20 protein-coding genes are annotated in these 25,952 nt (G+C 67.9%); 9 read left to right on the top strand and 11 right to left on the bottom strand.

The features are described from left to right. Positions 1–45: 45 nt before the first annotated feature. From pheT to LT970_RS00330, 9 genes are all read right to left on the bottom strand, one after another. Positions 46–1,842: a phenylalanine--tRNA ligase subunit beta gene (gene pheT / locus LT970_RS00370; protein ID WP_232686993.1), complete on the bottom strand. Its 1,797-nt coding sequence runs from the start codon at positions 1,840–1,842 to the stop codon at positions 46–48. Beyond that, positions 1,842–3,356, bottom strand: a complete 1,515-nt coding sequence (gene pheS, locus LT970_RS00365) for a phenylalanine--tRNA ligase subunit alpha (protein ID WP_232686992.1) — start codon at positions 3,354–3,356, stop codon at positions 1,842–1,844. Before pheS ends, pheT begins: the two co-directional genes overlap by 1 nt. Positions 3,357–3,596: 240 nt before the next feature. Continuing rightward, positions 3,597–5,144: a tryptophan--tRNA ligase gene (locus tag LT970_RS00360; RefSeq protein ID WP_232686991.1), complete on the bottom strand. Its 1,548-nt coding sequence runs from the start codon at positions 5,142–5,144 to the stop codon at positions 3,597–3,599. Between the two features lie 2 nt (positions 5,145–5,146). Then, positions 5,147–6,181 (bottom strand): tRNA-intron lyase, encoded by a 1,035-nt coding sequence (gene endA / locus LT970_RS00355; RefSeq protein ID WP_232686990.1) that lies wholly within the window; start codon positions 6,179–6,181, stop codon positions 5,147–5,149. Positions 6,182–6,322: 141 nt separating this feature from the next. Then, on the bottom strand, positions 6,323–7,063 hold the full coding sequence (locus LT970_RS00350) for a PDDEXK family nuclease (protein ID WP_232686989.1): 741 nt from the start codon (positions 7,061–7,063) through the stop codon (positions 6,323–6,325). A gap of 46 nt (positions 7,064–7,109) precedes the next feature. Further along, entirely contained in the window at positions 7,110–7,481 is a 372-nt protein-coding gene (locus LT970_RS00345) for a DUF7344 domain-containing protein (RefSeq protein ID WP_232686988.1), read from the bottom strand. A gap of 76 nt (positions 7,482–7,557) precedes the next feature. Continuing rightward, positions 7,558–8,208 (bottom strand): helix-turn-helix domain-containing protein, encoded by a 651-nt coding sequence (locus LT970_RS00340; RefSeq protein WP_232686987.1) that lies wholly within the window; start codon positions 8,206–8,208, stop codon positions 7,558–7,560. A gap of 101 nt (positions 8,209–8,309) precedes the next feature. Beyond that, complete coding sequence (locus LT970_RS00335) at positions 8,310–10,718, bottom strand: DEAD/DEAH box helicase (RefSeq protein ID WP_232686986.1); 2,409 nt, start codon at positions 10,716–10,718, stop codon at positions 8,310–8,312. Positions 10,719–10,943: 225 nt separating this feature from the next. After that, complete coding sequence (locus tag LT970_RS00330; protein ID WP_232686985.1) at positions 10,944–12,344, bottom strand: MATE family efflux transporter; 1,401 nt, start codon at positions 12,342–12,344, stop codon at positions 10,944–10,946. 357 nt (positions 12,345–12,701) lie between these two features. On the opposite strand from LT970_RS00330, the gene lipA reads away from it, so the two are divergent. The 9 genes from lipA to LT970_RS00285 all read left to right on the top strand — a co-directional run bounded on the left by lipA (position 12,702) and on the right by LT970_RS00285 (position 21,407). Further along, positions 12,702–13,637 (top strand): lipoyl synthase, encoded by a 936-nt coding sequence (gene lipA, locus LT970_RS00325; RefSeq protein ID WP_232686984.1) that lies wholly within the window; start codon positions 12,702–12,704, stop codon positions 13,635–13,637. A 273-nt stretch (positions 13,638–13,910) separates the two neighbouring features. Next, positions 13,911–14,993: a pyruvate dehydrogenase (acetyl-transferring) E1 component subunit alpha gene (gene pdhA, locus LT970_RS00320; RefSeq protein WP_232688709.1), complete on the top strand. Its 1,083-nt coding sequence runs from the start codon at positions 13,911–13,913 to the stop codon at positions 14,991–14,993. Between the two features lies 1 nt (position 14,994). Then, complete coding sequence (locus tag LT970_RS00315; RefSeq protein WP_232686983.1) at positions 14,995–15,972, top strand: alpha-ketoacid dehydrogenase subunit beta; 978 nt, start codon at positions 14,995–14,997, stop codon at positions 15,970–15,972. A gap of 1 nt (position 15,973) precedes the next feature. Further along, positions 15,974–17,494: a dihydrolipoamide acetyltransferase family protein gene (locus tag LT970_RS00310; RefSeq protein WP_232686982.1), complete on the top strand. Its 1,521-nt coding sequence runs from the start codon at positions 15,974–15,976 to the stop codon at positions 17,492–17,494. Next, positions 17,494–18,918 (top strand): dihydrolipoyl dehydrogenase, encoded by a 1,425-nt coding sequence (gene lpdA / locus LT970_RS00305; RefSeq protein ID WP_232686981.1) that lies wholly within the window; start codon positions 17,494–17,496, stop codon positions 18,916–18,918. Before LT970_RS00310 ends, lpdA begins: the two co-directional genes overlap by 1 nt. Before the next feature lie 72 nt (positions 18,919–18,990). After that, on the top strand, positions 18,991–19,143 hold the full coding sequence (locus LT970_RS00300; RefSeq protein WP_232686980.1) for a hypothetical protein: 153 nt from the start codon (positions 18,991–18,993) through the stop codon (positions 19,141–19,143). A gap of 91 nt (positions 19,144–19,234) precedes the next feature. Further along, entirely contained in the window at positions 19,235–19,867 is a 633-nt protein-coding gene (locus tag LT970_RS00295) for a DUF2391 family protein (RefSeq protein ID WP_232686979.1), read from the top strand. Between the two features lie 46 nt (positions 19,868–19,913). Further along, positions 19,914–20,720 (top strand): prephenate dehydratase, encoded by an 807-nt coding sequence (pheA, locus tag LT970_RS00290; protein ID WP_232686978.1) that lies wholly within the window; start codon positions 19,914–19,916, stop codon positions 20,718–20,720. 291 nt (positions 20,721–21,011) lie between these two features. Continuing rightward, a complete protein-coding gene (locus LT970_RS00285) occupies positions 21,012–21,407 on the top strand; it encodes an Hsp20/alpha crystallin family protein (RefSeq protein ID WP_232686977.1) in 396 nt (131 codons plus the stop codon). 1,268 nt (positions 21,408–22,675) lie between these two features. On the opposite strand, the gene LT970_RS00280 is transcribed toward LT970_RS00285, so the two are convergent. Continuing rightward, positions 22,676–23,143 (bottom strand): hypothetical protein, encoded by a 468-nt coding sequence (locus LT970_RS00280; RefSeq protein WP_232686976.1) that lies wholly within the window; start codon positions 23,141–23,143, stop codon positions 22,676–22,678. A 26-nt stretch (positions 23,144–23,169) separates the two neighbouring features. Then, entirely contained in the window at positions 23,170–25,818 is a 2,649-nt protein-coding gene (leuS, locus tag LT970_RS00275) for a leucine--tRNA ligase (protein WP_232686975.1), read from the bottom strand. Positions 25,819–25,952 lie beyond the last annotated feature (134 nt).

The following is a 25,952-nucleotide window of genomic DNA, read 5'->3' as shown; positions in this document are numbered from 1 at the left end:
TACTGACCAAACGGGTAACTCCTCGAGGAGTTCGACAGAGCCGTTCTACTGGAGCGCGTCGAGGTCGAACTCGAAGGCGGCGACCGGCACTTCGACGTCGTGGTCGACGATGACCTCGGGGTGAACTTCGCCGAGGACGCCGACCTGTTCGCCGTCCACGACGACGCTCGCGGCGCGCCCCTCGATGAACGACGGGTGTTCGGTTCGCGGCGTCTCCAGGTCGACGTGGAACTCGTCACAGAGCGCCTGCAGGCGCGCCTTCGCGTCCTCGTAGGAGGCGTCGTGGCTCGCGAGCACGCCGGCGACGGTGCGGCGCTCCGCGACCCCCGTCTCCGTCGAGTCGTCGACGTGCGCGGCGAACCCGATCTCCGCGAGATTCTGGGGGTACGAGCGGTGCGTGTTGTTCTCGAGGACGGTCAGAAGCGACGGGAGCGCCCACGTGCGGAGGATGGTGAAGTCCTCGCTGTACGGTTCTTCGATGGTCGCGGGGTCGGCTGCTCCCACTGCGGTGTCGCCAGTACCGTCTGGCGACTGACCGTCACCGGAATCGCCGGACGACCGACCGTCGTCGGTCGAGAGACGCATGCGCTCGAAGTTCTCGGCCTCGCTGGTCATGTTGAAGTTCAGCAGGTCCTCGAAGCCGGCGCCGACGAGCGCGGTGCGCGCGGCGGATTCGAGCCGCGAGGTCTCGGTGCGCCCACCGACGGTGCTGACGTCGGGGTACCGCGGCACGAGTTCGTTGAACCCGTACGCGCGCCCGATGTCGTCGACGACGTCGACCGGGTGGAGGACGTCCACGCGGTACGGCGGCACGTCGACGGCGTAGCTGAGTTCGTCGTCGCCCGTCTCCTCGAGTTCCGCGTCGAGCCCGGAGCGTTCCGCGAGGTCGACGACGTCGTCCACGTCGAGGTCGATGCCGAGCAGCGTCTCCACGCGCTCGTGGGCGACGTGCTTGGTGTCCACCTCGAAGTCCGGCCGCGGGAGTTCCCTGTCGGGGTACTCCACGGTGACCTCCTCTATGGTGCCGCCGCGCGCGTCGAGCGCGTAGCAGATGATGGCACACATCTTGTCGATGGTCCACTGGTCGGTCCCAGTGAGTTCGACGAACAGGTCCCGGGAGTCCGTGGTGACCTCGGTTCGCTTCCCGTTGATGACCGGCGGGAAACTGAACAACCCGATGTCGTCGTAGATGGCGGGGTAGCGCTCGTACCCGGAGAGCAGGTCGGCGAACTTCTCGCCGGTCGGGTGGTCGGTGAGCACCTCGGCGGGGGTCATGTCGGTGTCCGCGTCCAGCGGGACGAAGCGGTCGCCGTCCGGGTCGATGCCGCGGTACTCGATGGACGGCGCGGGTTCGCCGTCGCTGCCGGCTTCGTCACCCGGCCCGCCGAGCCCCCCACCTTTCAGCATCGTCAGGTCGTGGATGCCGATGGCGCCCTTCGCGCGCTTCCGTCCCATCGTCGCGTGGAGTTTCTCCTGGAGTTGAATGAGCGAGTCCAGGGCGTCCTCGTCCAGGTCCACGCCGCGGACGACCGCGCCGGTGACGTAGGGTCGTTCGTCGGGCACGCTCTCGTCGACCTCGATGGTCCAGTCGGCGGCATTCGTATCGGGGACGTAGACGCCGCGCGAGTCGCCGTACTGGTAGCGCAGACTGCGCGCGATGCCTTCGACGGAGAGGCGGTCGAGGCGGTCGGCCTCGAACTCGAGTTTGAACTCGCCGTCCTCGGTCTCCCCCTCGTACTCGACGCCGAGGTCGAAGAGGTCGTCCCTGAGTTCGTCGTCCGATTTCTCGCTGTGGCCCGTGAGCGTTCGGAGTTCGTCGGGGTCGATGTCGACGACCGGCATCAGTACACCACCTCCGCGTCGCGGAGGAACTCCAGGTCACCCATCGTCCCGTGTACGTCACGGATGTCCTCGAAGCCCGTGATGAGCATGAGCAGGCGCTCGAGCGCGAGGCCCCACGCCATCACGTCGGCCTCGATGCCGAGGGGTTCGAGCATCTCCGGGCGGAAGATACCGGAGTTCCCGATCTCGATGAGTTCGTCCGTCTCCGGGTGACGACCGAACAGCTCGAACGAGGGTTCGGTGTACGGGTTGTACGTCGGCTTGAACCGGATGTCGGTGATGCCGAACTCACCGTAGAACTCCCGGAACGTCCCCATGAGGTCCCGAACCGAGAGGTCGTCGGCCATCACCCACCCCTCGATCTGGAAGAACTCCAGGAGGTGCGTGGCGTCCAGGGTGTCGTTCCGGTAGGCCTTCTCGACGCTGAAGTACCGCTGCGGGGGTTCGACGTCCTCGCCTGCAACCCCGGAGAGGTAGCGGGCGGTGAGACTCGTCGTGTGCCCGCGGAGCGCGAGCGCACGCGCGAAGTCCTCGTCCCACGGCGAGTGATAGCCGTCGCCGTCCGACCCGACGCCCTCGCGGTGGGCGCGCTCGACGCGCTCCACGAGGTCCGCTGGCAGGCCGTCTATCTTCTCGGGGTTCGAGAGCGCGAACCGGTCCCAGTGGTTGCGCGCGGGGTGGTCCTGGGGCATGAACAGGCAGTCGTTGATGTAGAAGTCCGCGTCGACGTGCGGGCCCTCCATCTCCTGGAAGCCCATCCCGACGAGCACTTCCTTCACGCGCTCGGCGGCCTGCCGGAGCACGTGGACCTTCCCGGGCGTGTACTCACCGGCGTCGGCTTCGACGTTGTAGTCCGCGAACTCCGCGTCCCGCCACTCGCCCGACGCGAGCATCTCGGGGGTTAGCTGGCCGACCGCCTCGCTCGCCTCGACGCCCGCCATCAGTTCGTCGACGCCCGCGTCGGTCAACTGCACCGAGCGCACGGTGCGCTCTCGAACCTCGACGAGGTCGCGGCGATCCAGTTGGTCGAGCACGCCGTCCTCGGTCGTCTCGGCCTGGTCTCCAGACGCGAGCGCTGTGAGCGCCGCGGCCTCCGCGTCGCTTTCGGGGTCGGCGTCCGGGTCCGCAGTCAGTTCCCCGGAGTCGATGCTGCCATAGCCCTTCCGCGCGTAGTTCGAGAGCGCGATGTCGACCTGCGGGCCCTCGAGACCTGACGCGCCGATGACCTGCCCCATCGACACTGCATCGCCGTCCGCGCCCGCGTCGAGTGCGGCCTCGTAGAGGCGTACTTCCGGCAGCCCCGTCTCGGCGTACTCACGTCCCTCCTCGGTCAGTTCGACCTCCTCGGTTGTCTCCTCGAGAACCGTCACGAGGCCGGCGTCCTGGAGTTCGAACGCCGCGCCCGCGACCGTCTCCGGTGGCTCCTCGAGGTCCACCGCGAGGTCGTCGATCCGTCGTGGCTCGTCGGCGCTCGAGGACTCGAGCACCGCGAGTTGCTGTGCTGGCAGTTTCATTGCGTGAATTCCAGTGTGGCAGTCAGTTATCCGTTCCGAACCCGAACGAGCAGTTTCGGCGGCGTCGCGGCCTTCGCCGCGGCGTCGCGTCCACCGACTCACTCAGGCGAAGAAGAAACCGAACCCCGGGCCTGCGGCTGTCTCGCGGGTCGTGCGACCGGCGTGGGGTTCGGACGCCATGTGCGAAAGATTAGCGCGGGCCGGCAAAAGCGTTCCGTCACTGACGTGCCCGCGTGAGACTCAGCGCGCCCGCGCCGAGTCCAGTTCGACGTCCAGGTCGTCCAGCACCTCGCGGGCTTCCTCGCGTTTCTCCTGGTGGTCCGCGAGGAACTCCTCCATCAGTTCGGCTGCCTGCTCCTTACACCCGCCACAGAGTCGCTCCCCGCCGACGCACTCGGAGTACACTTCCTCGGCGAGGCCGTCGTCGTCCCCGGCGAGCAGGTAGGCGTACAGTTCGTACACCGGACAGTCGTCGGCTTCCCCACCGAGTTCGCGCTGCTTCTCGGCGGTTTCGCGGCCGCCAGTGGTCGCGGCCTTGACCTTGTCGTAGCCCTCCCCGGGGTCGTCGAGCAGGCTGATGTGGCTCGCGGGAATCGAGGAGGACATCTTCCCGCCCGTGAGGCCGGTCATGAAGCGGTGGTATATCGAGGACGGCGGCACGAAGCCGTAGCCGCCGTGGTCGACCTCGACGGCGACCGCGAGATCCTCGGCGGTCTCGCGGTCCATCTCGAAGACGTCGACGTGGCCCTCGAAGACGCGCTTCTCGCCGTCGATGGCGTCGACGAGCGCGTCGAACGCCTCGTCGGTCGCCCGGCGGTCGAAAAAGCGGAGTCGGGGGCGGAGCGGTTCCATCCCGCCGTTTTCGAGTTTCTCGATGGCGGATTCGACCGTCGAGTCGTCGTACGCGTCGAGCACGTCTGCGTCCGCGCTGCGGAGCCACTCGGCGGCCTCCTCGCAGCGCGGCGTGTCGGGGTCCTCGGCGTACTCGCCCCGGGCGTCGTGGGCGCGCGCCACCAGCGGGCGCTCGTCGTCGCCCAGTTCGAACGAGGCGAACGCTTCGGTCATCTTGAAGAAGCGCGTGCGTTCGGCGAGGTCGCGCGCGAGTCGCATGTGGGGGTCCTGGTCCGGACCGACCGGGATGACGGTGGGCTTGGGCTCCTCGAGTTGCGGGTAGAGGATGTCCGCCATCTGGGTGACGACGCTCTGCACGTGCGATACGTCGGTCTCGCCGTCGAAGCCGTAGATGGCCTCGAACTCGGAGAGGTTCGCGTCCGCGCCGAGTTCGAACGCGAGGTCCTGGAGCTCGCGGTTCGTGGACTGCCGGTAGAGCGTGCCCTCGTCGGCGTCGAAGCCGAGCGCCAGCAGGCTGAGCAGGTAGTCCTCGGCGTGCTCGTCGATCTCGTCCCAGGAGAGGCCGCGCGCGGCGTGGGCTTCGAGGTCCGCGATGAGGCCGTAGGCGTCCGCGCCCTGCTGCTGGTGCCAGATGATCTCGTCGAACACCATCTTGTGGCCGATGTGGGGGTCGCCCGTCGGCATGAACCCGGAGAGGGCGGCGAACGGTTCGTCCTCGCGCATCGCGTCGAGCACGCGGCGGTAGTCGCGGTGGCCGAAGATGATGGCCCGCCGCATCAGGTAGTGGGGCGCCGGCACCGACTCGAGGACGTCCTCGAAGGCCTCGATGCCGAACTCCTCGAAGAGGCTGCGGTAGTCCGAGATGGTCGAGGAGCCCCACGGGTCGAGGGCAACGCTGTCTGCACCCGGCGTCTCGTCGTGAGAGTCGTCGTTCATAGTCAAGGGGTGAGGCGGCTGACAGAGCGCCAGCGAATCGTATCGTCAGTGGTGTCGTCCAGCGCAAAAACCATTCGCTTGCGCACGCCGTGTGCGAGGCGCACGTCCAGCGAGAGGTCCCGCGGCGCGAACGTGTGGTCGGCGGGGAGCACGCGCACCAACAGCGAGGAGTGGCCGAGGTCGTCGACGGAGTCGACGTCGGCGTACACGCGGAAGTCCGCGCCGAACTTGAACCCCGTCTTGGGCACCATTCCGGCGTCCCTGAGCGCGCGGTACACCCGGAGCCGGCGGTCGAATCGCTCGCCCTCGACGGCGCGCCCGCGTTCCACGACGACCTCGATGCCGCCGCCCCCGACGAGCGCGAGGTCTCCCGAGGCGGCGAGGTACGCGGCCTCCACCAGTGACAGTTGGAGCGCGTCGTGTTCGGCCGCCCGGCCGCCCAGCGGTTGGCCGTAGAACGCCTGCTGGTGGAGGGAAGCGGGCGGGTTCCAGAGCAGCACGCGGTCGTCGAGCAACACGCCTTCGGCGGCGTCCACTGTCACCGAGTCGGTGCTCCCGTCGGGTTCGAGCGGTTCGACGTCGAGATACGTTATTTCGCTCTCCTCGTCGACCACCGCGAGCACGGCGTCGCCGAGTTCCGAGGCGGGAACGTCGGTGCGCTCGCCGACCACGCGGATCCGGTACTCGACCACGCCGTCGCCCGGCCCTTTCCCGCGCGGGAACACCACGAAGTCGGCGGGACTCGGGTTCTCGCGCCACGGTTCGCGGTCGGGCGCGAGGTAGAATCCGCGGTCCCGAAGGTCCGTGTAGACCAGAAAGCGCCCGCTGAACCCGGCGTCCCGGGTCGCGAGGAACTCCCGGAATCCCATCCCGTCGACGGCCTCGAGGTCGCCCCGGAACAGCAGGTGGGCGGCCTCGACGAGCGACAGCGAGATGGTGTCGCCCTCGAGGGGGTGGCCGTACCCGCGGGCGTCGTGGAAGCGCTGGCGCGCGTCCCCACCGACGCGCACCTCGTCGCCGCGAAGTTCGCCGTCCATACGGGGACGTGGCGGACCGACATTCAAAGCGACTGCGGTGCACGCGCGCCGCAGTCTCGACACCGCGGGCCGGATCCGCCGGCACCGCGAACGCCATCTCTCGTTTGCGTCGGGCCACCCGGGCGAGCGCGAGAGCGGTGTTCAGGTCGTGGTCTGCAGTTCGTGCTTGCAGCCGTCGTCGAGACAGCGCCGGTCGCCGTCGCCGGTGTCGAACGCGGGAAGCCCGCAATCGCAGTCGCCGTCGACGACGCCGCGCGGGAGTCGGTGGTCGGCCCCGCAGTGCGAACAGACCGCGCGCAGGCCGCGACTGGACTGGATCTCCAGGGGTTCGCCACAGCGACACGTCCAGACGCCCTCGACGTGGTTCCGGACCACGTCGGCGATCGAACAGCATTCGCGGTCGAGACACGCGGTCACCTCGACGCCGCGTTGCACGCGCAACTCCGGGAGTCCGCAGTCGGAGCACGCGTCGTCGGTGACGGCGGCGTCCCGGGGAATCGCGTACTGCGCGCGACAGTCCACGCAGACGACGCGCCCGCCGTCCCGGACGAGCGTCCCACTGCACTCACAGGTACCGACGGGCGGCCCCGCCGGCGAGGCGGGGTAGTGGGCGTCACCGTGCTCGGTCGCGCTCTCCACCACGAGGCGCTCGTCGCCGTCCGCCGCGTCGAGGCGGAACCCGCGTGCGTCTCGCGTGTAGCGCACGACGCCCGGGCGCGTGAGCCACGCCGCTGGCTGGTAGCCGTCGGCGTCGTGGACGAGCACGGTGTCGTCGGGTTTCACCACGACGACGACGTCGCCGCGGAGGTCGCGTTCTATCGTTCCGGCGGACTCGTAGCGCACGGCGCACTCGCCGGCGAGCACGCGGATTGCGTCCTGCATACCCCGGGTTGGTCCCGCTCTCGCACTTCAAGTTCCGGACTGGAACTCACAGCCTGGTCCGCAGCGCCTCCGCGGCGGCGAACCGGTCGCTCGGGCTGACCACGTCTGCGTCACGGTTCACCTCGACAACGTCGGCGTGTTGTAACTTCGGGATGTCGACGTGGATCAGCGAGACGAGCGCGTCCGTCTGAGCGTCCCGGCCGTCCCGGTCTGGTTCGGTCGCGGCGCTCGCGACGTGGTCGGCGAGGTCGTCGAGAGCGACCGGTTCCGAGCGCTCGGCGAGGCACTCGAGCACTGCGCGCCGACGCGCGTCCGCCAGACACGAGAACAGCGCGTCTGCCTCCCCCGACGAGATGTTCGTCGCGCCGTCCCCGGGGGTCGACTGTCCGACGTCCGCCGAAATATCGTCGAGTGACATCGTTCAATACGAACTACGGCGCTGTGACAGTTCAGGGCTGTTTTTGGCTATACAACCCGTTTTTACGTGGGTGGCGTCACGCCTCCAGCGCCGAGAGCGTGTCGCTGACGATTCGGCGGGTGGCGCGGCGCAGTCGGGACGCGACCGCCTGCTGGGAGATGCCGAGTTCGTCGCCGAGTTCCGCCATCGTGACGTCGCGCGGAGAGTTGAAGTACCCCCGCTCGTACGCCAGCGCCAGCACCTCCCGCTGTGCGTCAGTCATCTCGTTTTTCTCGTTGTTCTCGATTCGCGCGAGTGCACGAACTTCGGACAGTTGAATCGGGATGTCCAGTTCCTCGCAACGGGTACTGAACCGCGCGAGGTGGTCCCGGCTGTCGCCGCGTATCTGGAACGACCACTGCTCGTCCGTCCCGATGACCTCGATGATGGCTAGCTCCGCCTCCGCCAGCACGTCGAGGACTCCCTCGTGGTTCGGCACCCACTCGGCGCGCAGCAGGTGTTCGTTCGCCACCGAATCGACCAGTTGGATGTTCCGCACGCCCGGGTGTTCGGCGAACGCCTCGACGATGTCTCCCGTCTCGACGCCCCGAACCCAGAAGTACGGAACCACAGTGCTCGTGCTCGGAACGACGCGCTCCAGTTCGACTGTCACGTCCGGTAGTTCGTCGAAGATGGTGCCCAGCGGGAACTCCGACGCGGGCACCGTGAACGTCGCTTCCGTGGCCATCGGCCGGTACCTCGGCCCCCAGCCGAAAAGGTCTACCTCCGCTCTCGTCGTGGGACGCGGAATCGTCGCCAGGCACGGGCGGGTCCACGGGAGCGGTCGCCTCACTCGACGCGAACCGTCCGCGCGTCCGTCACTGGGAGAAGAGGAATGTCGGGGAACGTCACGGCCACCTCGAACTCGAGGCTGTCTGCGTTCGCGCCGAACACGCCGACCGGCACCGAGAGCGCGTCGTCGAGGTAGCCCGACGTGGTCGTCATCTCCACGTCGTTGACCGTCACGCGCACGCCCGCGCTCGCGTTACCGCCGTCGTTCTCCACGGTCACCTCGCACATCTCGTTCGTCCCCGCGGCGATGGCGTCCGGGAACTCCCCCCAGTCGACTCGGACGTCGGGCACTGTTTCGGCCTGCTCGCGGACGCTGTTCGCGACGCCTTCGGAGAGCCCCGCGTCGACGAGACCATCGGTTCCCGCCTCGCGCACGTCCGCCGGTGTCTCGATGCCCTCATCGTGGAGTTTGTGCGCGCGGCCCGCGGCAACGCCGTCGAGCGCGGTGAGGCCGACCGCGTCCTCGGGAACGCCGGTGTCGATGCGGGCCTCGAGGCGGCGCGCGGCGTTTGCGCCCGCGGGGGCGTCGTACCGGTCGAAGAACGCAGTGAGCGCAGCGAGCAGGCGGAGCGCGTTCTGCCGAATGACCCACGCGTCCGAGCGCAGTTCCGGCGGCAGCGACCCGTCCATGCTCGCGCGCAGGATGGCGAGCACCTTCCGGGGGCCGGAGTCCATCTCGCTTCCCTCGTTCCCCAGAACGGAGGTGATGGCGTCCTGCTCGGACTGGCGCGCGTTCACGCTGTCGAACTCCCCGGCCGCCGCGACCGCCCGGAGGATGTCGTCGCGGTCCGTGTCCGCGCCAGCGTCCTCGCCCTCCCCGTCGCCCGCGGCGATGCCGTGGAACTCGTGGGCGGTGTCGAGGCGCAGGTAGTACGTCGAGGCGAGCACGCCGAGGCCGGTCGCGTAGAGGCCGAGGTCGTCGTCAGTCTCCACGAAGCCGTCGTCGACGAGCGCGTCGAGGGTCTCGCGAACGCGCTCCCGGAGGTTCGGGAAGTCGTAGGCCTCGGGTTCTGACTGGGCGCGCTGGTAGTAGAACGTCGTCTCCAGCCACTCCATCACGTCGCCGAGGCCGCGGATCGTTCCCATCGCTATCTCCGCGTTCAGGTGCTCCGCGAGATTGCTCGCGATGGCGTGCTGGCCGTCGTCTCTCGCGCCGTCGGACGCACCCGCGAGTCGCGACTCGATCTCCTTGCCCTCGCTGAGCAGGCGGCGGTACTTGTCGGCGTCCGAGTCGTCACATACCACCCAGCCGTAGCCGACGTCGTCGTAGCCGGGGCGGCCCGCGCGCCCGAGCATCTGGAGGACGTCGAGGGGGCTCATGTCCACCTCGCCCTCGAGCGGGTCGTGGTACTTCGTGTCGCGGATGACGACACAGCGCGCGGGGAGGTTGACGCCCCACGCGAGCGTCGACGTGGAGAACAGGACGCGGATCTTCCCCTCGCGGAACCACTGCTCGACGTGGTTCTTGTCGTGCGTGGAGAGACCGGCGTGGTGGAACGCCACGCCGTCGAGCACGGACTTCCGGAGCGTGGAGTTGTCGAGGTCCTCGGCGTCCGTGTGGAACTCGTAGTCGCCCCGCGAGCCCACGGGGATGTCGCGCTCGGCGATCTCGTCTCTGGTCTTCTTGGCGGCCTGCACGGTGTCCTGGCGGGAGGAGACGAACACGAGCGACTGGCCGTCCTCCCGGAGGTGGGGTTCCGCGAGGTCGAGCGCGGTGAACAGCCGGCGGTACTTGTCCGCGAACGCGTTCTCGCCGTGGCGGTACGTCCGCACGTCAGCGTGCAGGTCGACGGGCCGGTACTCGTCGCCGAACTCGAACGTGGTTTCGGGCGTGGCGTCGAGCCACGCCGCGACGTCGTCGATGTTCGACATCGTCGCCGAGAGCGCGATGACTCGAGGGTCACACAGCCGCCGGAACCGCGACACGACGACCTCCAGGACGCTCCCGCGCTTCTCGGAGTCCAGCAGGTGAACCTCGTCGATGACGACGCAGTCGACGTCCGTGACGAACGAGTACCGCGGCGAGTCGTGTTTCCGGGTGGCGGAGTCGGCCTTCTCGGGCGTCATCACGAGCACGTCCGCGCGCTCGGCGCGCCGCGGATTCAGGTCGCGTTCGCCCGTAACGACGTAGACAGAGTACCCCAACTCCTCGAAGCGCTCCCACTCGGATTCCTTCTCGTTGGTGAGCGCGCGCAGCGGCGCGACGAACAGCGCGGTGCCGCCCTGTTCGAGCGTCTGGCAGATTGCGAGTTCCGCGAGCGCGGTCTTCCCGCTGCCCGTCGGCGCGGACGCGACGACGTTCGCGTCCGATTCGAGCATCGCGGGCACCGCCTCGCGTTGCATCTCGTTGAACTCGTCGAACGGGAACGCGTCGGCGAACTGCGGGACGATCTCCGCGACTTCCATCTGAGCGTGGGGAGACGGGCCGGTCGGATAGGCGTTTCCTTAGGAGCGTGGCTCGGAACGACCGCAGGGAGTGAGAGCCACGTTATGGCGAACGGTGAGCGTGCGGCCGAACGAAGGGAGGCCGCAAACTGGCGAGCGGTGACCGAAGGGAACCGTGAGCGAAGCGAACCGTGAGCGGCGTGGTTCGGAATGAACGAGCGAAGCGAGTGAGTGAGAACCACGCTCTCAGTCCGCTGCGTCAGCCGAGGCAGATTCTGCCGCGCGTTCGAGCATCCCGTCGTCCGTGGAGTGATAGAAGTAGATGGCGAGACCGACCGCTGCGGCGATGTTCGAGAGGGTGACACCCCAGAACGCCGCGAGCACGCCGTAGTCGAGGACGAACACACCGAGCGCGGCGATGGGGAGGCGCACGCCCCAGTACTGGACGAGCGTCGCGTACATGCTGACGTCCGTTTTGCTCGCGCCGTTGAACCCGGATTCGAGCGTGTAGATGGCGCCGAGCGCCCAGTAGCCGAGCGCGAGAATCTGGAGGTAGTCGACGGTGAACGCGAGCGCGTCGCCCTCGAAGGTGGGCGCAAACACCGACACGATGGCGGTAGGGAGCGCCCACTGCACCGCGCCGAGTGCGAGCAGGAAGACGACGGCGATGGCGACGCTGAGCCAGGTCGCGCGGCGCGCTCGGTCGGGGCGCTCCGCTCCGAGGTTCTGGCCGACGACGGTGGTCGAGGCGCTACCGAGTCCGGCCGCGGGAACGAACGCAAGTGTCGCTAACTGCGCGCCGACGTTGTACGCGGCGAGCGCAGCGGTCGACCCGGCGATGGAGATGATAGCGACCATGCCGAGGCGCGCGGCCTGCCGACCGACGTTCTGGAGTCCAATGGGGCCGCCGACCTCGATGACGTCACGGAAGAGCGACCGGCGGACGTCGAGGGCGTCCCACGAGAGCGAGAACTTCCGGCGACCGCTGACGGCGATGGCGGCGGCGAGCAACGCGCTGACCGTGATGGCGACGACGCTCGCCATCGCCGCGCCGAACACGCCCCACTCCGGGAACGGGCCGTAGCCGAAGATGAGGAACGGGTCGAGGACGGCGTTCACGAGGATGTTCGTGGCGTTGAGCGCGAACGCGGTGCCGGAGTCCCCCCAGCCGACGAATCCGCCCTCGAGACTGTCGCTGATGGCCATCCCGACGAACGTGAACGCGTACGTCGAGAGGTAGGTGACGGCGTACGGGTAGACGTCGCCGGTGGCGCCGAGAAGGGAGACGACGGTCGGCGCTAGGAGGATGGTGAGCGCGATGAGAGGAATCGCGAACGCGAGGCCGAGCAGCACCGCGTGGACCGGCGCGCGGGTGGCCCGGTCGTGGTCCTCCGCGCCGACGCTCTGGGACGCGATGATCTGACCACCGATGTGCGCGGCGATGACGGGAATCGCGATGAGCGCGTACACCGGGGTGACGAGGCCGACGGCGGCGACGGCGGCCTCGTTGAGGCGGCCAAGCCAGAAGATGTCGACGACGGCGCCGAGCGCGACGACAATCTGCTGTGCGACGAGCGGTGTGGCGAGCACGAGCAACGCCCGGGATAGCCGTCCGTCCGTGATCTCCTCTGATGAAACGTCAAACATTCTTATCCACTCAGTTGGATTTAACTCCCGCCCGCCCCCTCTTTAACCTACGGGAATTGCTGTCACTGCTATCGGTGGTCGGTCTCACCCCGCAGGCGGAGAGACGTCAGCGATCGTCGCGGGCGTCGGTGGCTGTCGGTGAACCCAGTTGTCGTCGCGCGCGTCGGTGGCTGTCGGTGAACCCAGTTGTCGTCGCGGCCGTCGGTGGCTGTCGGTGTACGCGGTGGTCATCGTGGATTCAGTGACGCTCGGCCGACTCGGTGGTCGCTGTGGGTCTCGGTAGTCGTCAGTGCCGATGCGTCTGACCAGGCGGTCGCAATCCGCACCGTTTTTGCGGTGGCCGCCGAAGGCGGGAATATGAGCGGTCGACGCAAGCCGGACTGGCTGAAGATGCGGCCGCCGTCCGGCGAGCGATTCGCGGACATCAAGAACACGCTCCGAGACCACGACCTCCACACGGTCTGCGAGGAGGCGTCCTGCCCCAACATGGGGGAGTGCTGGAGCGGGGAGAACGGCCCGGGCACGGCGACGTTCATGTTGATGGGCGACCGGTGCTCCCGTGGCTGTAACTTCTGTGACGTGGAGACCGGCGGGATGGACGCCCTCGACCCCGAGGAACCCGCGAACGTCGCGGACGCCGTCGCAGAGATCGGCCTGGACTACGTCGTGCTCACGTCCGTGGACCGCGACGACCTGCCGGACCAGGGCGCAGCGCACTTCGCGCAGACCATCCGGGAGATAAAGGACCGACATCCCGGCATCCTCGTGGAGGTGCTGATTCCGGACTTCCAGGGCGAGGAGGAACTCGTCCAGGAGATCATCGACGCGGACCCGGACGTCATCGCACACAACATCGAAACCGTCGAGCGCCGCCAGTTCCCGGTGCGGGACCGGCGCGCGGGCTACGAGCAGTCCCTCTCCGTGCTGGATTACGTGGACCGCGAGTCGGACGTGTACACGAAGACGAGCCTGATGTTGGGCGTCGGCGAGTACGACCACGAGGTGTACCAGACGCTCTCGGACCTCCGCGAGGTGGGGACGGACGTCGTCACGCTCGGCCAGTACCTCCAGCCGTCGCGCTCGCATCTCGACGTCGAGTCGTACGTCCACCCCCAGAAGTTCGAGACGTGGCGACGCGTGGCCGAGGAGGAGTTCGACTTCCTCTACTGCGCGTCGGGCGCGATGGTGCGGTCGTCGTACCGCGCTGGGGAACTGTTCGTCGACGCCGTGCTTCGCGACGAGAAGAGCGTGGAAGAGGCGCGCGAGGACGCCCGGAGAGCGGCCTCGGACTGACGATGAACACGTCCGAGGTGGCCATCCGGTGACCGTCCGTCCAGACGGTACTGTCTCTCCCGGCTATTATTTTACGCCCGGTTAGTTTTCGCTGTTTTTCTCGGTGTTCCATCGTCCCGTGTCTGAAACAGTGGACAGAAGCAATAGAAATCGGCGGCGCGGTAACTCTCCACAAAGACCGTTACGAAAACCATATGGTTGCAGGGCTTGACGTTTCGAACATGTCAGACGGGGGTACCCGTGACTGAAACCGTGCATCGAGACCCGGACAACATGGTCCGAGTCATCGACGAAGACGGCGAGCTCGTCGACGGAGCCGAGGTGCCGGACCTCACCGACGAGGAGTTCGTCGAGATGTACCGGCACATGAAACTCGCGCGGCACTTCGACGAGCGGGCCGTGAGCCTCCAGCGGCAGGGCCGCGTCGGGACGTACCCGCCGCTGTCCGGCCAAGAAGGCGCCCAGATCGGCTCTGCGATGGCGCTGGGCGACGACGACTGGATGGTGCCGAGTTACCGCGAGCACGGCGCCGCGCTGGTGCGTGGCCTCCCGCTCAAGCAGACCCTGCTGTACTGGATGGGCCACGAGGACGGGAACCTGATTCCCGAGGACGTGAACCTGTTCACCGTCGCGGTACCGATCGCGAGCCAGATCCCGCACGCGACCGGCCTCGCGTGGGCGTCGAAGCTCAAGCAGGAAGAAGACAAAGCGTTCCTCTGTTACTTCGGGGACGGTGCGACCTCCGAGGGCGACTTCCACGAAGGGATGAACTTCGCGGGCGTCTTCGACACGCCGAACGTCTTCTTCTGTAACAACAACCAGTGGGCGATATCGGTCCCGCGGGAGCGACAGACCGCGAGCGAGACCATCGCCCAGAAGGCCACCGCGTACGGCTTCGAGGGCGTGCAGGTCGACGGGATGGACCCGCTCGCCGTGTACAAGGTGACGAAGGAAGCCGTCGAGAAGGCCAAGGACGACGAGAGCGACGACCTGCGACCGACGCTCATCGAGGCGGTGCAGTACCGCTTCGGCGCGCACACCACCGCGGACGACCCCTCCGTCTATCGGGACGACGAGGAGGTCGAGAAGTGGCGAGCGAAGGACCCGCTCCCGCGCATGGAGAAGTTCCTGAAGAACACGGGTCGCGCGGACGAGGACGACATCGCGGATATCGAATCGGAGGTCGAGGAGATGGTCTCCGACGCCATCGAGGCGGCCGAGGAGATGCCGGAACCCGACCCCGAGGAGATGTTCCTGAACGTGTACGCGGAGATGCCAAAACGCCTCGAACAGCAACTCGAGTACTTCCGGTCCATCCGCGAAGAGTTCGGCGACGACGCGCTACTGGAGGACTAACATGAGCGAAAATCTCACTCTGGTGCAGGCGGTACGGGACGGCCTCCACGACGAGATGGCCGAAGACGACGACGTGCTCGTGATGGGGCAGGACGTCGGGAAGAACGGCGGCGTGTTCCGCGCCACCGAGGGACTGTACGACGAGTACGGTGCCGACCGCGTCATCGACACGCCGCTGGCCGAGTCCGGCATCATCGGCACCGCGGTCGGGATGGCCGCGTACGGACTGAAGCCGGTGTCGGAGATCCAGTTCTCCGGGTTCATGTACCCCGGCTTCGACCAGATCGTGAGCCACATGTCGCGGCTCCGCACCCGGAGTCGCGGCCGGTACACGTGCCCGATGGTGCTTCGCGCGCCGATGGGCGGCGGTATCCGCGCGCCCGAACACCACTCGGAGTCCAAGGAAGCGTTCTACGTGCACGAGGCCGGCCTGAAGGTCGCGATGCCGAGCACGCCCTACGACGCGAAGGGGATGCTCATTTCGGCCATCCGCGACCCGGACCCGGTAATTTTTCTGGAGCCGAAGAAGATCTACCGCGCGTTCCGCGAGGAGGTGCCCGACGACCCCTACGAGGTGGAACTCGGCGAGGCGGCAGTGCGCCGCGAGGGCACCGACGTCTCCGTGTTCACGTGGGGTGCGATGACGCGCCCGACCATCGAGGCGGCGGAGAACCTGGAGGGCGACGTCGACGTGGAGGTCGTCGACCTGCGCTCGCTCAGTCCGCTCGACTTCGACACCGTCGTCGAGTCGTTCAAGAAGACGGGCCGCGCGGCGATCGTCCACGAGGCCCCGAAGACGGGCGGCATCGGCGCGGAAATCGCGGCCACCATCCAGGAGGAGGCGCTGCTCTACCAGGAGGCGCCCGTCGAGCGCATCACGGGCTTCGACACGCCGTTCCCGCTGGCCGGACTGGAGGACTACTACCTGCCGGAGCCCGAGCGCATCGGGGCCGGCATCCGAGACGCGTTCGAGTTCTGAGATGCCACGCGAATTCAAACTTCCAGACGTCGGCGAGGGTGTCGCAGAGGGCGAACTCGTGCGCTGGCTGGTCGAGGAAGGAGACGCGGTCTCCGAGGACCAGCCGGTCGCCGAGGTCGAGACTGACAAGGCCCAGGTCGAGGTTCCGTCCCCCGTAAACGGCTCCGTGCAGACGCTCCACTGGAGCGAGGGCGACGTCGTCCCCGTCGGGGACGTGTTCGTCACGTTCGCGGTGGAGGGCGAGGCCGACGAGGGCGGCGACAGTGCCGAAGCAGACGATGCCGCCGCGGCTGACGAGGAGGAAGCGACGGCAGCCGACGACGGCGCCGAGTCCGCCACCGAAGAGAGCGGCGGGCGGACGTTCGCGCCGCCGAGCGTGCGGCGACTCGCGCGCGAACTCGACGTCGACCTCGATTCGGTCGAAGGGACGGGGCCATCGGGTCGCGTCACCGAGGGCGACGTGCGCGCCGCCGCAGAGGGCGGTTCGGACGCGGACGCCGCCGAGTCGACGACCACCGAACCCGAGTCGACCGTCGAACCAGCCGATTCGGGCGGTTCCGAAGCCGGCAGCGCGGCGCCGACCGGTGGATCGCAGCAGAGCGGCGCTGGCGCCCAGCAACCCGCTGGCCGCGACCGGACGCTCGCGGCGCCCGCGACGCGCGGAGTCGCGAAGAAACTCGACATCGACATCGACGACGTCCCCGAGGTCGAGCAACGCGACGGTGAGGCGTTCGTCACCGCGGAAGCCGTCCAGCAGTACGCCGAGGGCGGGCAGGCCGCGCAGGCCGCGGGCGAGCAGGCCCCCGGTCGGCAGTACGCCGAAGGCGGCGAGACCACCGAGCCGTACCGCGGTATCCGGCGCACCATCGGCGAGCAGATGGCCGAGTCGAAGTACACCGCACCCCACGTCACGCACCACGACACGACGACCATCGACTCGCTCGTGGAGACGCGCGCGAAACTCAAGGAGCGCGCCGCCGAGCAGGACGTGAAACTCACGTACATGCCGTTCGTGATGAAGGCCATCGTCGCCGCGCTCAGGGACTTCCCGATCCTGAACTCCGAACTCCGCGAGGAGGAAGAAGAGGTTGCCGTCAAGCACGACTACAACATCGGCATCGCGGTGGCGACCGACGCCGGCCTGATGGTGCCGGTCGTGAAACACGTCGACCAGAAGTCCATCCTCCAGATCGCCTCCGAGGTGAACGAACTCGCGGCGAAGGCCCGCGACCGCTCGATCTCCCGCGAGGAGATGCAGGGCGGCACGTTCACGGTGACGAACTTCGGCGCCATCGGCGGCGAGTACGCCACCCCGATCATCAACTACCCGGAGACCGCGATTCTGGGACTCGGCGCCATCGACGAGCGGCCGGTCGCCGAGGACGGCGAGGTGCGGGCGGCCCAGACGCTGCCGCTGTCGCTGTCCATCGACCACCGCGTCATCGACGGTGCTGAGGCCGCGCAGTTCACGAACCGCGTCATGGAGTATCTCAGCGACCCCGAACTACTGCTACTCGAATAATGGTTGTCGGAGACGTATCCACTGGAACGGAAGTTGCGGTCGTCGGGGCCGGTCCCGGCGGCTACGTCGCGGCCATCCGCGCCGGTCAACTCGGCCTGGACGTGACGCTCGTCGAGAAGGACGCCTACGGTGGCACCTGCTTGAACTACGGCTGCATCCCCTCGAAGGCGCTCATCTCGGCGACGGACGTCGCCCACGAGGCGGGCAACGCCGAGGAGATGGGCGTGTACGCCGACCCCGAGGTCGACGTGCCGGAGATGCTCGACTGGAAGGACGGCGTCGTCGACCAACTGACGGGCGGCGTCGAGAAGCTCTGCAAGGCCAACGGCGTGAATCTCGTCGAGGGCCGAGCGGAGTTCGCGGGCAGCGACAAACTCCGCGTCGTCCACGACGGCGACGGCCAGGGCTCGGAGACCATCGAGTACGAGCACTGCATCGTCGCCACCGGCTCCCGGGCCATCGAGGTGCCGGGCTTCGAGTACGACGGCGAGCACGTCCTGAACTCCCGGCAGTTGCTCGAACTCGAAGACCTTCCGGAGTCGATGGTTGTCGTCGGCGCGGGCTACATCGGGATGGAGCTCTCGACCGTGCTCGCGAAACTCGGCGTCGACGTGACGATCATCGAGATGCTCGACGAGGTGCTCGCGGGCTACCAGGACGACCTCGCGCGCCCCGTCAAACAGCACGCCGAGGAACTCGGCATCGACTTCCACTTCGGCCTCGCGGCTGACTCCTGGGAGGAGGACGGCGACGGCGTCGTCGTCACCGCCGAGGACGAGGACGGCGAGACCACGGAGTTCGAGACGGAGACGGTGTTCGTCGCGGTCGGCCGTCAACCCGTGCTCGACACGCTGAACCTCGAGGCCATCGGTCTCGAACCGAACGATAATGGTCGCCTCGACACGGACGACCAGGCGCGCACGGACGTCGACAACGTCTACGCCATCGGTGACGTCGCGCCCGGCCCGATGCTCGCGCACAAGGCCAGCAAGGAGGGGGAGGTCGCCGCGGAAGTTATCGCGGGCGAACCCGCCGCGCTCGACTACATGGCGGTGCCCGCAGCGGTGTTCACCGACCCCGAGATCGCGACCGTCGGCCTCACCGAGAGCGAGGCCGAAGACCAGGGCTTCGACCCCGCAGTCGGGAAGTTCCCGTTCAACGCCAGCGGCCGCGCGCTCACCACCGGCCACTCTGACGGGTTCGTGCGCGTCGTCGCGGACGACGACAGCGGCTTCCTGCTCGGCGCGCAGATCGTCGGCCCGGAAGCGAGCGAACTCATCGCGGAGTTCGCGCTCGCCATCGAGATGGGAGCCACGCTGGAGGACGTCGCCGCCACCATCCACACGCACCCGACGCTCGCGGAAGCCTCGATGGAAGCCGCCGAGCACGCGCTCGGCCACGCCATCCACACCGTCAACCGGTAGCGAGCCGACGCTCCCCCCGGTTTCTCGACTGGCAGCGAACCGCTTTTCTCCGCACCCTGTGACGCTCCGGGCATGACCGACTACGAGGGCGCGAAGACGATGCTCGTCGGCGTCCAACTCACACTGCTCGCGCTGTTCCTCCCGAGATGGATTCCGAGCGCGTTCGCGTTCGTGATGGTAGTGCTCGGCACAGCACTCGTCCTCGGCGGGTACGCGTTCGACTAACCTCGAACTAGGCGCCCGATCCGTCGGCTCGTCGACCCGCCGGCGAACCATCACCCCCGTCGTTTTCACAGTCCCCTCGGTACGTCCGACGATGAACGACGCACCGGACGCGAGCGAGGACCGCGGCGCGGACGTCGACGACCTCCTCGACCAACTTCAGGAGCTCCAGGAAACGGTTGACAGCCCGGACGAACAACGAGAGGTCGCGGAGGCGATGCACCTCGCCGCCGGTCTCTCGAGCGCCGGCGTCCTCGGGGAGCACATCCAGAAGTACACCACCCGGGACGTCGCGGAGGCGTTCGTCGGCGCGGTCATCTTCGCCGTGCCCCTACTCGTAGAGGACGGCGTCAACCAGATCGCGGCGCACTTCGTGAACACGCAGGTCGCTGGCGTCCCGCTGTTCTTCCTCGTGAACGCGGCGTTCGTCGCGACGATGACGTACGGCCTGGTGTACTGGGCTGACATCCAGAACGTCGAGAAGCGAAAGCCGTTGTTCGGCGTGCTGCCGCGGCGGCTCGTCGGCATCCTCACCGTCGCGTTCGGCACCGCGGCGCTGATGATGGTGCTGTGGGGGCGCATCGACGTCCAGGCCGACCCGTTCGTCTCGGTGGCGCGCGTGAGCGTCGTCTGGGCACTCGCAGCGTTCGGGGCAGCGCTCGGCGACATCCTCCCCGGGGAGAGCGAGGGCGAGAACATCGCCGACGTCGTGGACGAGTACACGTAACACGCGCCCGACGCGCTTTTCCCACGCCCCGGCCCTACGGGGAGGTATGCAGATGGTCACGCTCGGACCCTCGGGCACGTACTCCCACCGCGCGGCGCGTGCCGTCACGGACGGCGACATCGCGTTCACGGAATCCGTGCGCGGCATCGTCGACGCCGTCGCCGACGGGCGCGCCGACCGCGGCGTCGTCCCCATCGAGAACAGCATCGAGGGGTCGGTAACAGAGACCCTCGACGCGCTCGCGGAGACCGACCTCGCCGTCCTGAAGGAAGTCGTCACCCCCATCCAGCACGCGCTGCTCGCCCAGCAGTCCGGGTTCGACGCCGTGGCGAGCCACTCCCAGGCGCTCGCGCAGTGCCGTCGCTACCTCGACGAACACCACCCGGACGTCGACCGGCGCGCCGTCGCGTCCACCGCGCGCGGCGTCGAACTCGCGAGCGAGAACGACCGCGTCGCCGCCATCGCGCACCCCGACGCCGGCGGCGACGAACTCAACGTGCTCGCCGAGGACGTCCAGGACCAGACGAGCAACGCCACGCGCTTCTTCGTCGTCGCACCCCCCGAGGAGCGCTCGGACGCCGGCGGGAAGTCCTCGTTCGTCGTCTACCCGAACGCCAACTACCCCGGACTCCTTCTCGAACTCCTGGAGCCGTTCGCGGACCGCGGCATCAACCTCTCCCGGGTCGAGTCCCGCCCCTCCGGTGAACGCCTCGGCGACTACCTCTTCCACGTCGACGTCGCCGCCGGCCTCTACGAGGACCGCACTCAGGCCGCCATCGCCGACGTCGAAGCCCTCGCGGAGAACGGCTGGGTCCGGCGACTCGGGTCGTACGACACAGCGCACGTCACGTAGGGCGCTTTTGCGCTCCGGGCGCGCTCCGCGCGCCCTCGGCAAAAGCGACACCAAAAGCACTCCTCCACTCACTTCGCGCTACCGCGCTCCGTTCGGTCGTCGGCCTCCGCTCACTCACGTTGCTCACGGCTCGCTTCGCTTGCCGTTCGCGCATTCGGCGGTTCTCGCTTCGCTCCGAACCGCCCGCCGCTCGTTCGCGGATGCTATCGGTTTTCCGGCCCCGTAGTTCCGACGGCATTTGACCACCCTCTGGCCACAGAGTTTTCATCGTCTCAGGTCATCTGTTAGAGTATGGCACGAGGAAGCAGTCCGTTCGAGGAAGTCGAACGATTGTTCGACCGCATGGGAGAGATGAACCGAGGGAGCGGGCTCGCCGTGGACCTGGAGGACACTGGCGACGCGTTCGTCCTCACCGCCGACCTGCCCGGATTCGACCGAGAGGACATCGACGTGGAACTCCGGGAAGGGTCGCTTCGCATCTCGGCCAGCCGGGACGAGAGCGCGTCCCACGAGGACGAGAGCTACATCCACCGCGAGCGAACGAAACGCTCCATCAACCGCAGCGTCTCGCTGCCGGAACCGGTGGACAAAGAGGAGACGACTGCGACGTTCAAGAACGGCGTGCTCACCGTCCAGCTACCGAAATCGAGGGCGAGCGAGGACGCGACGAGCATCGACATCGAGTGACGAGCGCTCGAAGGTCGACGCGGGTCACTCGCCGAACGCGTCGACGTGGTCGGCGAGCGACCCACAAGTCGTGCTGACTGCAACGCGCCGTGCACCGAACCCGACCGGGTTCTCCGGGTGTCCGTCGCCGTGAAGCGCGTTCCTGAGCCAGTGGGTGACAAGCCACGGCGAGTGAACGCTCCGCGGCGCAACTTCGACACCAAGCACGCCGTCGACGCAATGAACAGCAGTGTCACCGAGATTCCACCGCTCCGCGGCCGTGTCGACGCGTTCTCTGGCGAGTTTCCGGTCGATGTCCCCGGGGAGCGCCCAGCAGACGGGTACGTCAAATCGACCGGGTACGTGGTGGCGTCGCTGGCACGAACCGTCTGAATCGCCGCCTCCGCACTCTGGTCGGCGGAGGCGACGCCGGCGGTTCGACTCGTCGGTGGGTGCTGTGAGTCATCCCACCGGTCGTCGTAGGCGTCCCGGGCAAGCCACCGGAGAAGGCAGGCGGCTTTTCGCGGCGAGAGCGTCGGCGGCGCCGTCAGGGTCACCGCGACGTACTGTCCGTCCACGGTAACGCCGGAAACCTCGACACCGCGGTAGCCGGACGTCGCCTCGTACGCTGCCGTCAGTCGGGTTTCTGGATTCGGCGGTACGTCGTCCGCGGAGTAGTACTCCCAGATGGCGTGGTAGGCCACGTCCCCGTGAAACGACTCTTGAGTGGTGGGTTCAGGACACTCCGTGACAACGTCCGCCGCATCGTCCCCCGGAGTGGCGGCGAGGTAGCCGAGGCTGTCGAAGTCGTGCTCGCGCTGGAGGACGGCGGCCGGGTGTTGCTTCCACGACGAGAACCACTCCGGGTCAGGAGGCACGTCGTCGCCGGCGGCGGGTGCGTACGTCTCGTACTTGGCGTCGGGACCGTCTTCGTCCGGCCACGCCTCCACGTCTCGCCGCGTCACCCACCTGCCGTGTTCGTCGCGCGCGTAGAGTCGCCCGGTCGCCGCGTCGGACGTGTCGTTGGCGGTGTACTTGACGTATCGCGGGACACCGAGGTACTCGCAAGCATGTTCGACGGCCGCGTCGTCGTGGCCGGCGTCCGCTCGAACGACAAGATTCCCGCCGAACACGGACGCGTCAGGGTCGCGCCGGCGGCGGAGACATCCCACGTACGCGAGCGCGTCGCTGGGCGTCACGCCCTCCGCTCGACTCGTCTCTAGCGTGTAGAGGAGGTAAGACGACACAAGCAAGGCTTTCCGGCGGACCGAGAAAACGTTTCGCGTCGTTCAGAGTAACTCGGCGATTTCGCCGGCGACGTCTTCGACGGCATCCCGCCAGTTCTCTGGTTCGCGCCTGCCACGCTTCGGCGGCGTGAACCGCAGATCGACGGCGTGGTAGTCGAAGCCGTCGACTGATTCTTCGGCGAGACAACCGACGAACGTCGCGTTCTCGCGCTTCGAGGAGACGCCGCCACTGTCCAGGTCGTAGTAGCCACTGAACACCTGAACGAGCAGCACTGGCGCGTCGAACTCGCCATCAGCGGCGTGCCGCGCCAGTTTCACGGGATTGTTCGCGGGATCAGCCCGACGCATCTCCACCTCCACGAACACGAGTGGCGAGTCGTCACCGGGAACGCCAGCAACATCCACGGGCGTCCGGTCGGCGTACCACTCCGTCCGCCAGTCGCGCGCAGTGTCGTGGCTGGCGAGGGCGTCGCGGAGCGCCGCGTGCACGTCGTCGGTGAACTCGCCCACGAGCTGGCCCAGCCACGGCGGTCACTTCAGTCTTCGTGGACGTGAATCGCGGGACGACCAGGCTCGGCCTTGCCCGCGAGGTCGTCGTCTGCCTCTTCGGCGTCGAGCACCCGGACCGGCGCGTCGAACTCCGATTCGAGGAGCCACGCGGCCCGCTCCAGCGTGTCGCGCTCTCGGTCGGGGCCGAGTGGCTCCGGAATCGCGGGTGCCTCGGCCGCGAGGTCCTTCGCGTAGTCGGCCGCCTCCTCACCCCGCTCGCGGAGGTCCTCGTCTCCCATCACCGCGCCGACCACGTCGCCGTCCGCGCCACGAGCGATCTCGAGCGCGTCGTACATCCAGTCGGGGGCGATGACCACGTCGACGCCGGTCGGCTCCTCGATGCCGGCGACGTCGACGATGTCCCGGACGTCCTCGCGGGTCCGGTCGACCAGCCGGGACGCCTGTCCGTGGTCGCTCACGTCCCGGTCCGGCGTCGGCCACGCGGCCTCTGCAACGAACCCGTCGCCGCCCATCTCGTCCCAGCACTCCTCGCAGACGTGGGGCGCCAGGGGCGCCAGGAGTTTCACGGCGACCTCGACGCCGCGCGCGAGAACGCCGGCGTCGGCCTCTTCGCGGTCGCGGTACCGGACCAGCAGCGACACCATCTCGTCGACCACCTGGACCGCCCGGTTGAACTCCATCTCCTCGAAGTGCTCGGTCGCCGTCTCTACGGTTGCGGCGACCTCACGGGCGACGTACTCGGCGGCCGGGTCAGTGTCGGCGGGCGTCGCGTCGGCGTCGACCCCGCGGGCCATCTCGAGCAGTCGTTCGAGGAACGCGTTACTCGACCGGACGCCCTCCTCGCTCCACGGGAAGTCCTTGTCTGGCCGAGCGGCACGGAGCACGAACAGTCGCGCGGTGTCGGCCCCGTACTCCTCGACGATGCGCTCGGGGGAAACGCCGTTGTCCTTGGACTTCGACATCTTCGTGCCGTCCTCGCCGAGCACCATCCCCTGCGTAGTGAGCGCCTCGAACGGTTCGCGGTGGTCGAGCAGATCCAGGTCGGCCAGCGCCTTCGTGACGAACCGCGAGTACAGCAGGTGCATCACGGCGTGCTCGACGCCGCCGACGTACTCGTCGACCGGCATCCAGTCGTTGGCTCGCTCGACGTCGAACGGCGCGTCGTCGAGGTCCGGCGCGACGAACCGCAGGAAGTACCACGACGAGTCGACGAACGTGTCCATCGTGTCGGTCTCCCGGACGGCGGGGCCGCCGCACTCCGGACAGTCCGTGTGCTTCCACTCCTCGGCGGCGTCCAGCGGGTTGCCGGTGGTGTGGACGAACTCGGGCAGTTCCACCGGCAGGTCCTCGTCGGGCACCGACACCGGTCCGCAGTCCTCGCAATGGACGACCGGAATCGGCGTCCCCCAGTACCGCTGGCGGGAGACGCCCCAGTCCCGGAGCTGGTACTGGACCGCCGACTCGGCGCTGTCGAGGTCCGCCGTCAGCTCCTGACGGGCCGTCTGGCTCGCCAGCCCCGAGTAGTCGCCGGAGTCCACCAGCACACCGTCGTCCGTGAACGCGGCTTCCTCGACGTCGACGTCCTCATCACTCTCGGGCGCAACCACCTGCCGGATCGGCAGGTCGTGGGACTGCGCGAAGGCGTGGTCGCGCTCGTCGTGGGCAGGGACAGCCATCAGCGCGCCGGTGCCGACGTCCGAAAGGACGAAGTCCGCGACGAAGACGGGAATGTCCTCGCCGGTCGCGGGGTTGGTCGCGGTCAGGTCGGTCCGGATTCCCTGTGGTTCGTCACCCTCGGGGTCGGCGACGTGGTCGACGAAGTGAGCGACCTCGTCGTCGCGCTCGGCAGCGGCCTCGGCCAGCGGGTGGTCGGGGGCCAGTGCGAAGTAAGTCGCTCCGTAGATGGTGTCGAGGCGCGTCGTGAACGCGACGACGTCCTCGTCACCGGCGGGCGTGTGGAGTGTGAACGGGACTTCTGCGCCCTCGGTCCGGCCGATCCAGTTGCGCTGCATGTCTCGAACGTTGGTCGGCCAGCCGTCCAAGTCGTCGATGGCGTCGAGCAGTTCGTCGGCGTATTCGGTGGTGCGGAAGAACCACTGGTCGAGGTCCCGCTCCTCGACGGGGGTACCACAGCGCCAGCACAGTTCCTCGTCGCCCTCTACCTGTTCGTCGGCCAGCACCGTCTCACAGGACGGACACCAGTTGACGGTCGCTGCCTGCCGGTCGACCAGTCCAGCCTCGCGGAACCGGTTGAAGATCCACTGGTTCCACCGATAGTAGTCGGGGTCACAGGTGGTGATTTCGCGGTCCCAGTCGTAGCCGAAGCCCAGCGACTCGAACTGCTCGCGCATCTGCTCGATGCAGCGCTCGGTCCACTCCCGTGGATTCGTGTCGCGTTCGTTTGCGGCGTTTTCGGCGGGCAGTCCGAACGAGTCCCACCCCATCGGGTGGAGCACCTCCTCTCCGTCCATCCGGCGGTATCGTGCGAAGGCATCAGTTATCGCGTAGTTCCGGACGTGACCCATGTGAAGCTGTCCGGAGGTGTACGGGAACATCGCCAGTACGTACTCCGGGTCGTCGGCATCGTCCGGCACCCGAAACACGTCGGCCTCGTCCCACTGGCGCTGCCAGCGTCGCTCTATGGCCTGATGGTCGTAGCCGTCATCCTGTCCCATGTGTGTCTCTTGAACGGGGGTAAGACGGGGAGGGGCAAAGGCCTTTCAATACGACAGTCGGCCCAGTTCGACCAGTGGCCCGCCAGCGAATAGTTCCGCGAGAAACACTTTTTCGCGTCGGCGTCGAATCTCCG

It is taken from the genome of Halobacterium zhouii (assembly GCF_021249405.1).
Lineage (GTDB): Archaea > Halobacteriota > Halobacteria > Halobacteriales > Halobacteriaceae > Halobacterium > Halobacterium zhouii.
The sequence above is the reverse complement of the archived record's forward strand: the minus strand, read 5'-3'. Positions and strand labels throughout refer to the sequence as shown.

What these genes read in the sequence shown, in the direction of transcription:
- pheT (WP_232686993.1), bottom strand. Translation starts at nt 1,842, where the DNA reads ATGCCGGTCGTCGACATCGACCCCGACGAACTCCGAACGCTCACGGGC.
- pheS (WP_232686992.1), bottom strand. Translation starts at nt 3,356, where the DNA reads ATGAAACTGCCAGCACAGCAACTCGCGGTGCTCGAGTCCTCGAGCGCC.
- LT970_RS00360 (WP_232686991.1), bottom strand. Translation starts at nt 5,144, where the DNA reads ATGAACGACGACTCTCACGACGAGACGCCGGGTGCAGACAGCGTTGCC.
- endA (WP_232686990.1), bottom strand. Translation starts at nt 6,181, where the DNA reads ATGGACGGCGAACTTCGCGGCGACGAGGTGCGCGTCGGTGGGGACGCG.
- LT970_RS00350 (WP_232686989.1), bottom strand. Translation starts at nt 7,063, where the DNA reads ATGCAGGACGCAATCCGCGTGCTCGCCGGCGAGTGCGCCGTGCGCTAC.
- LT970_RS00345 (WP_232686988.1), bottom strand. Translation starts at nt 7,481, where the DNA reads ATGTCACTCGACGATATTTCGGCGGACGTCGGACAGTCGACCCCCGGG.
- LT970_RS00340 (WP_232686987.1), bottom strand. Translation starts at nt 8,208, where the DNA reads ATGGCCACGGAAGCGACGTTCACGGTGCCCGCGTCGGAGTTCCCGCTG.
- LT970_RS00335 (WP_232686986.1), bottom strand. Translation starts at nt 10,718, where the DNA reads ATGGAAGTCGCGGAGATCGTCCCGCAGTTCGCCGACGCGTTCCCGTTC.
- LT970_RS00330 (WP_232686985.1), bottom strand. Translation starts at nt 12,344, where the DNA reads ATGTTTGACGTTTCATCAGAGGAGATCACGGACGGACGGCTATCCCGG.
- lipA (WP_232686984.1), top strand. Translation starts at nt 12,702, where the DNA reads ATGAGCGGTCGACGCAAGCCGGACTGGCTGAAGATGCGGCCGCCGTCC.
- pdhA (WP_232688709.1), top strand. Translation starts at nt 13,911, where the DNA reads ATGGTCCGAGTCATCGACGAAGACGGCGAGCTCGTCGACGGAGCCGAG.
- LT970_RS00315 (WP_232686983.1), top strand. Translation starts at nt 14,995, where the DNA reads ATGAGCGAAAATCTCACTCTGGTGCAGGCGGTACGGGACGGCCTCCAC.
- LT970_RS00310 (WP_232686982.1), top strand. Translation starts at nt 15,974, where the DNA reads ATGCCACGCGAATTCAAACTTCCAGACGTCGGCGAGGGTGTCGCAGAG.
- lpdA (WP_232686981.1), top strand. Translation starts at nt 17,494, where the DNA reads ATGGTTGTCGGAGACGTATCCACTGGAACGGAAGTTGCGGTCGTCGGG.
- LT970_RS00300 (WP_232686980.1), top strand. Translation starts at nt 18,991, where the DNA reads ATGACCGACTACGAGGGCGCGAAGACGATGCTCGTCGGCGTCCAACTC.
- LT970_RS00295 (WP_232686979.1), top strand. Translation starts at nt 19,235, where the DNA reads ATGAACGACGCACCGGACGCGAGCGAGGACCGCGGCGCGGACGTCGAC.
- pheA (WP_232686978.1), top strand. Translation starts at nt 19,914, where the DNA reads ATGCAGATGGTCACGCTCGGACCCTCGGGCACGTACTCCCACCGCGCG.
- LT970_RS00285 (WP_232686977.1), top strand. Translation starts at nt 21,012, where the DNA reads ATGGCACGAGGAAGCAGTCCGTTCGAGGAAGTCGAACGATTGTTCGAC.
- leuS (WP_232686975.1), bottom strand. Translation starts at nt 25,818, where the DNA reads ATGGGACAGGATGACGGCTACGACCATCAGGCCATAGAGCGACGCTGG.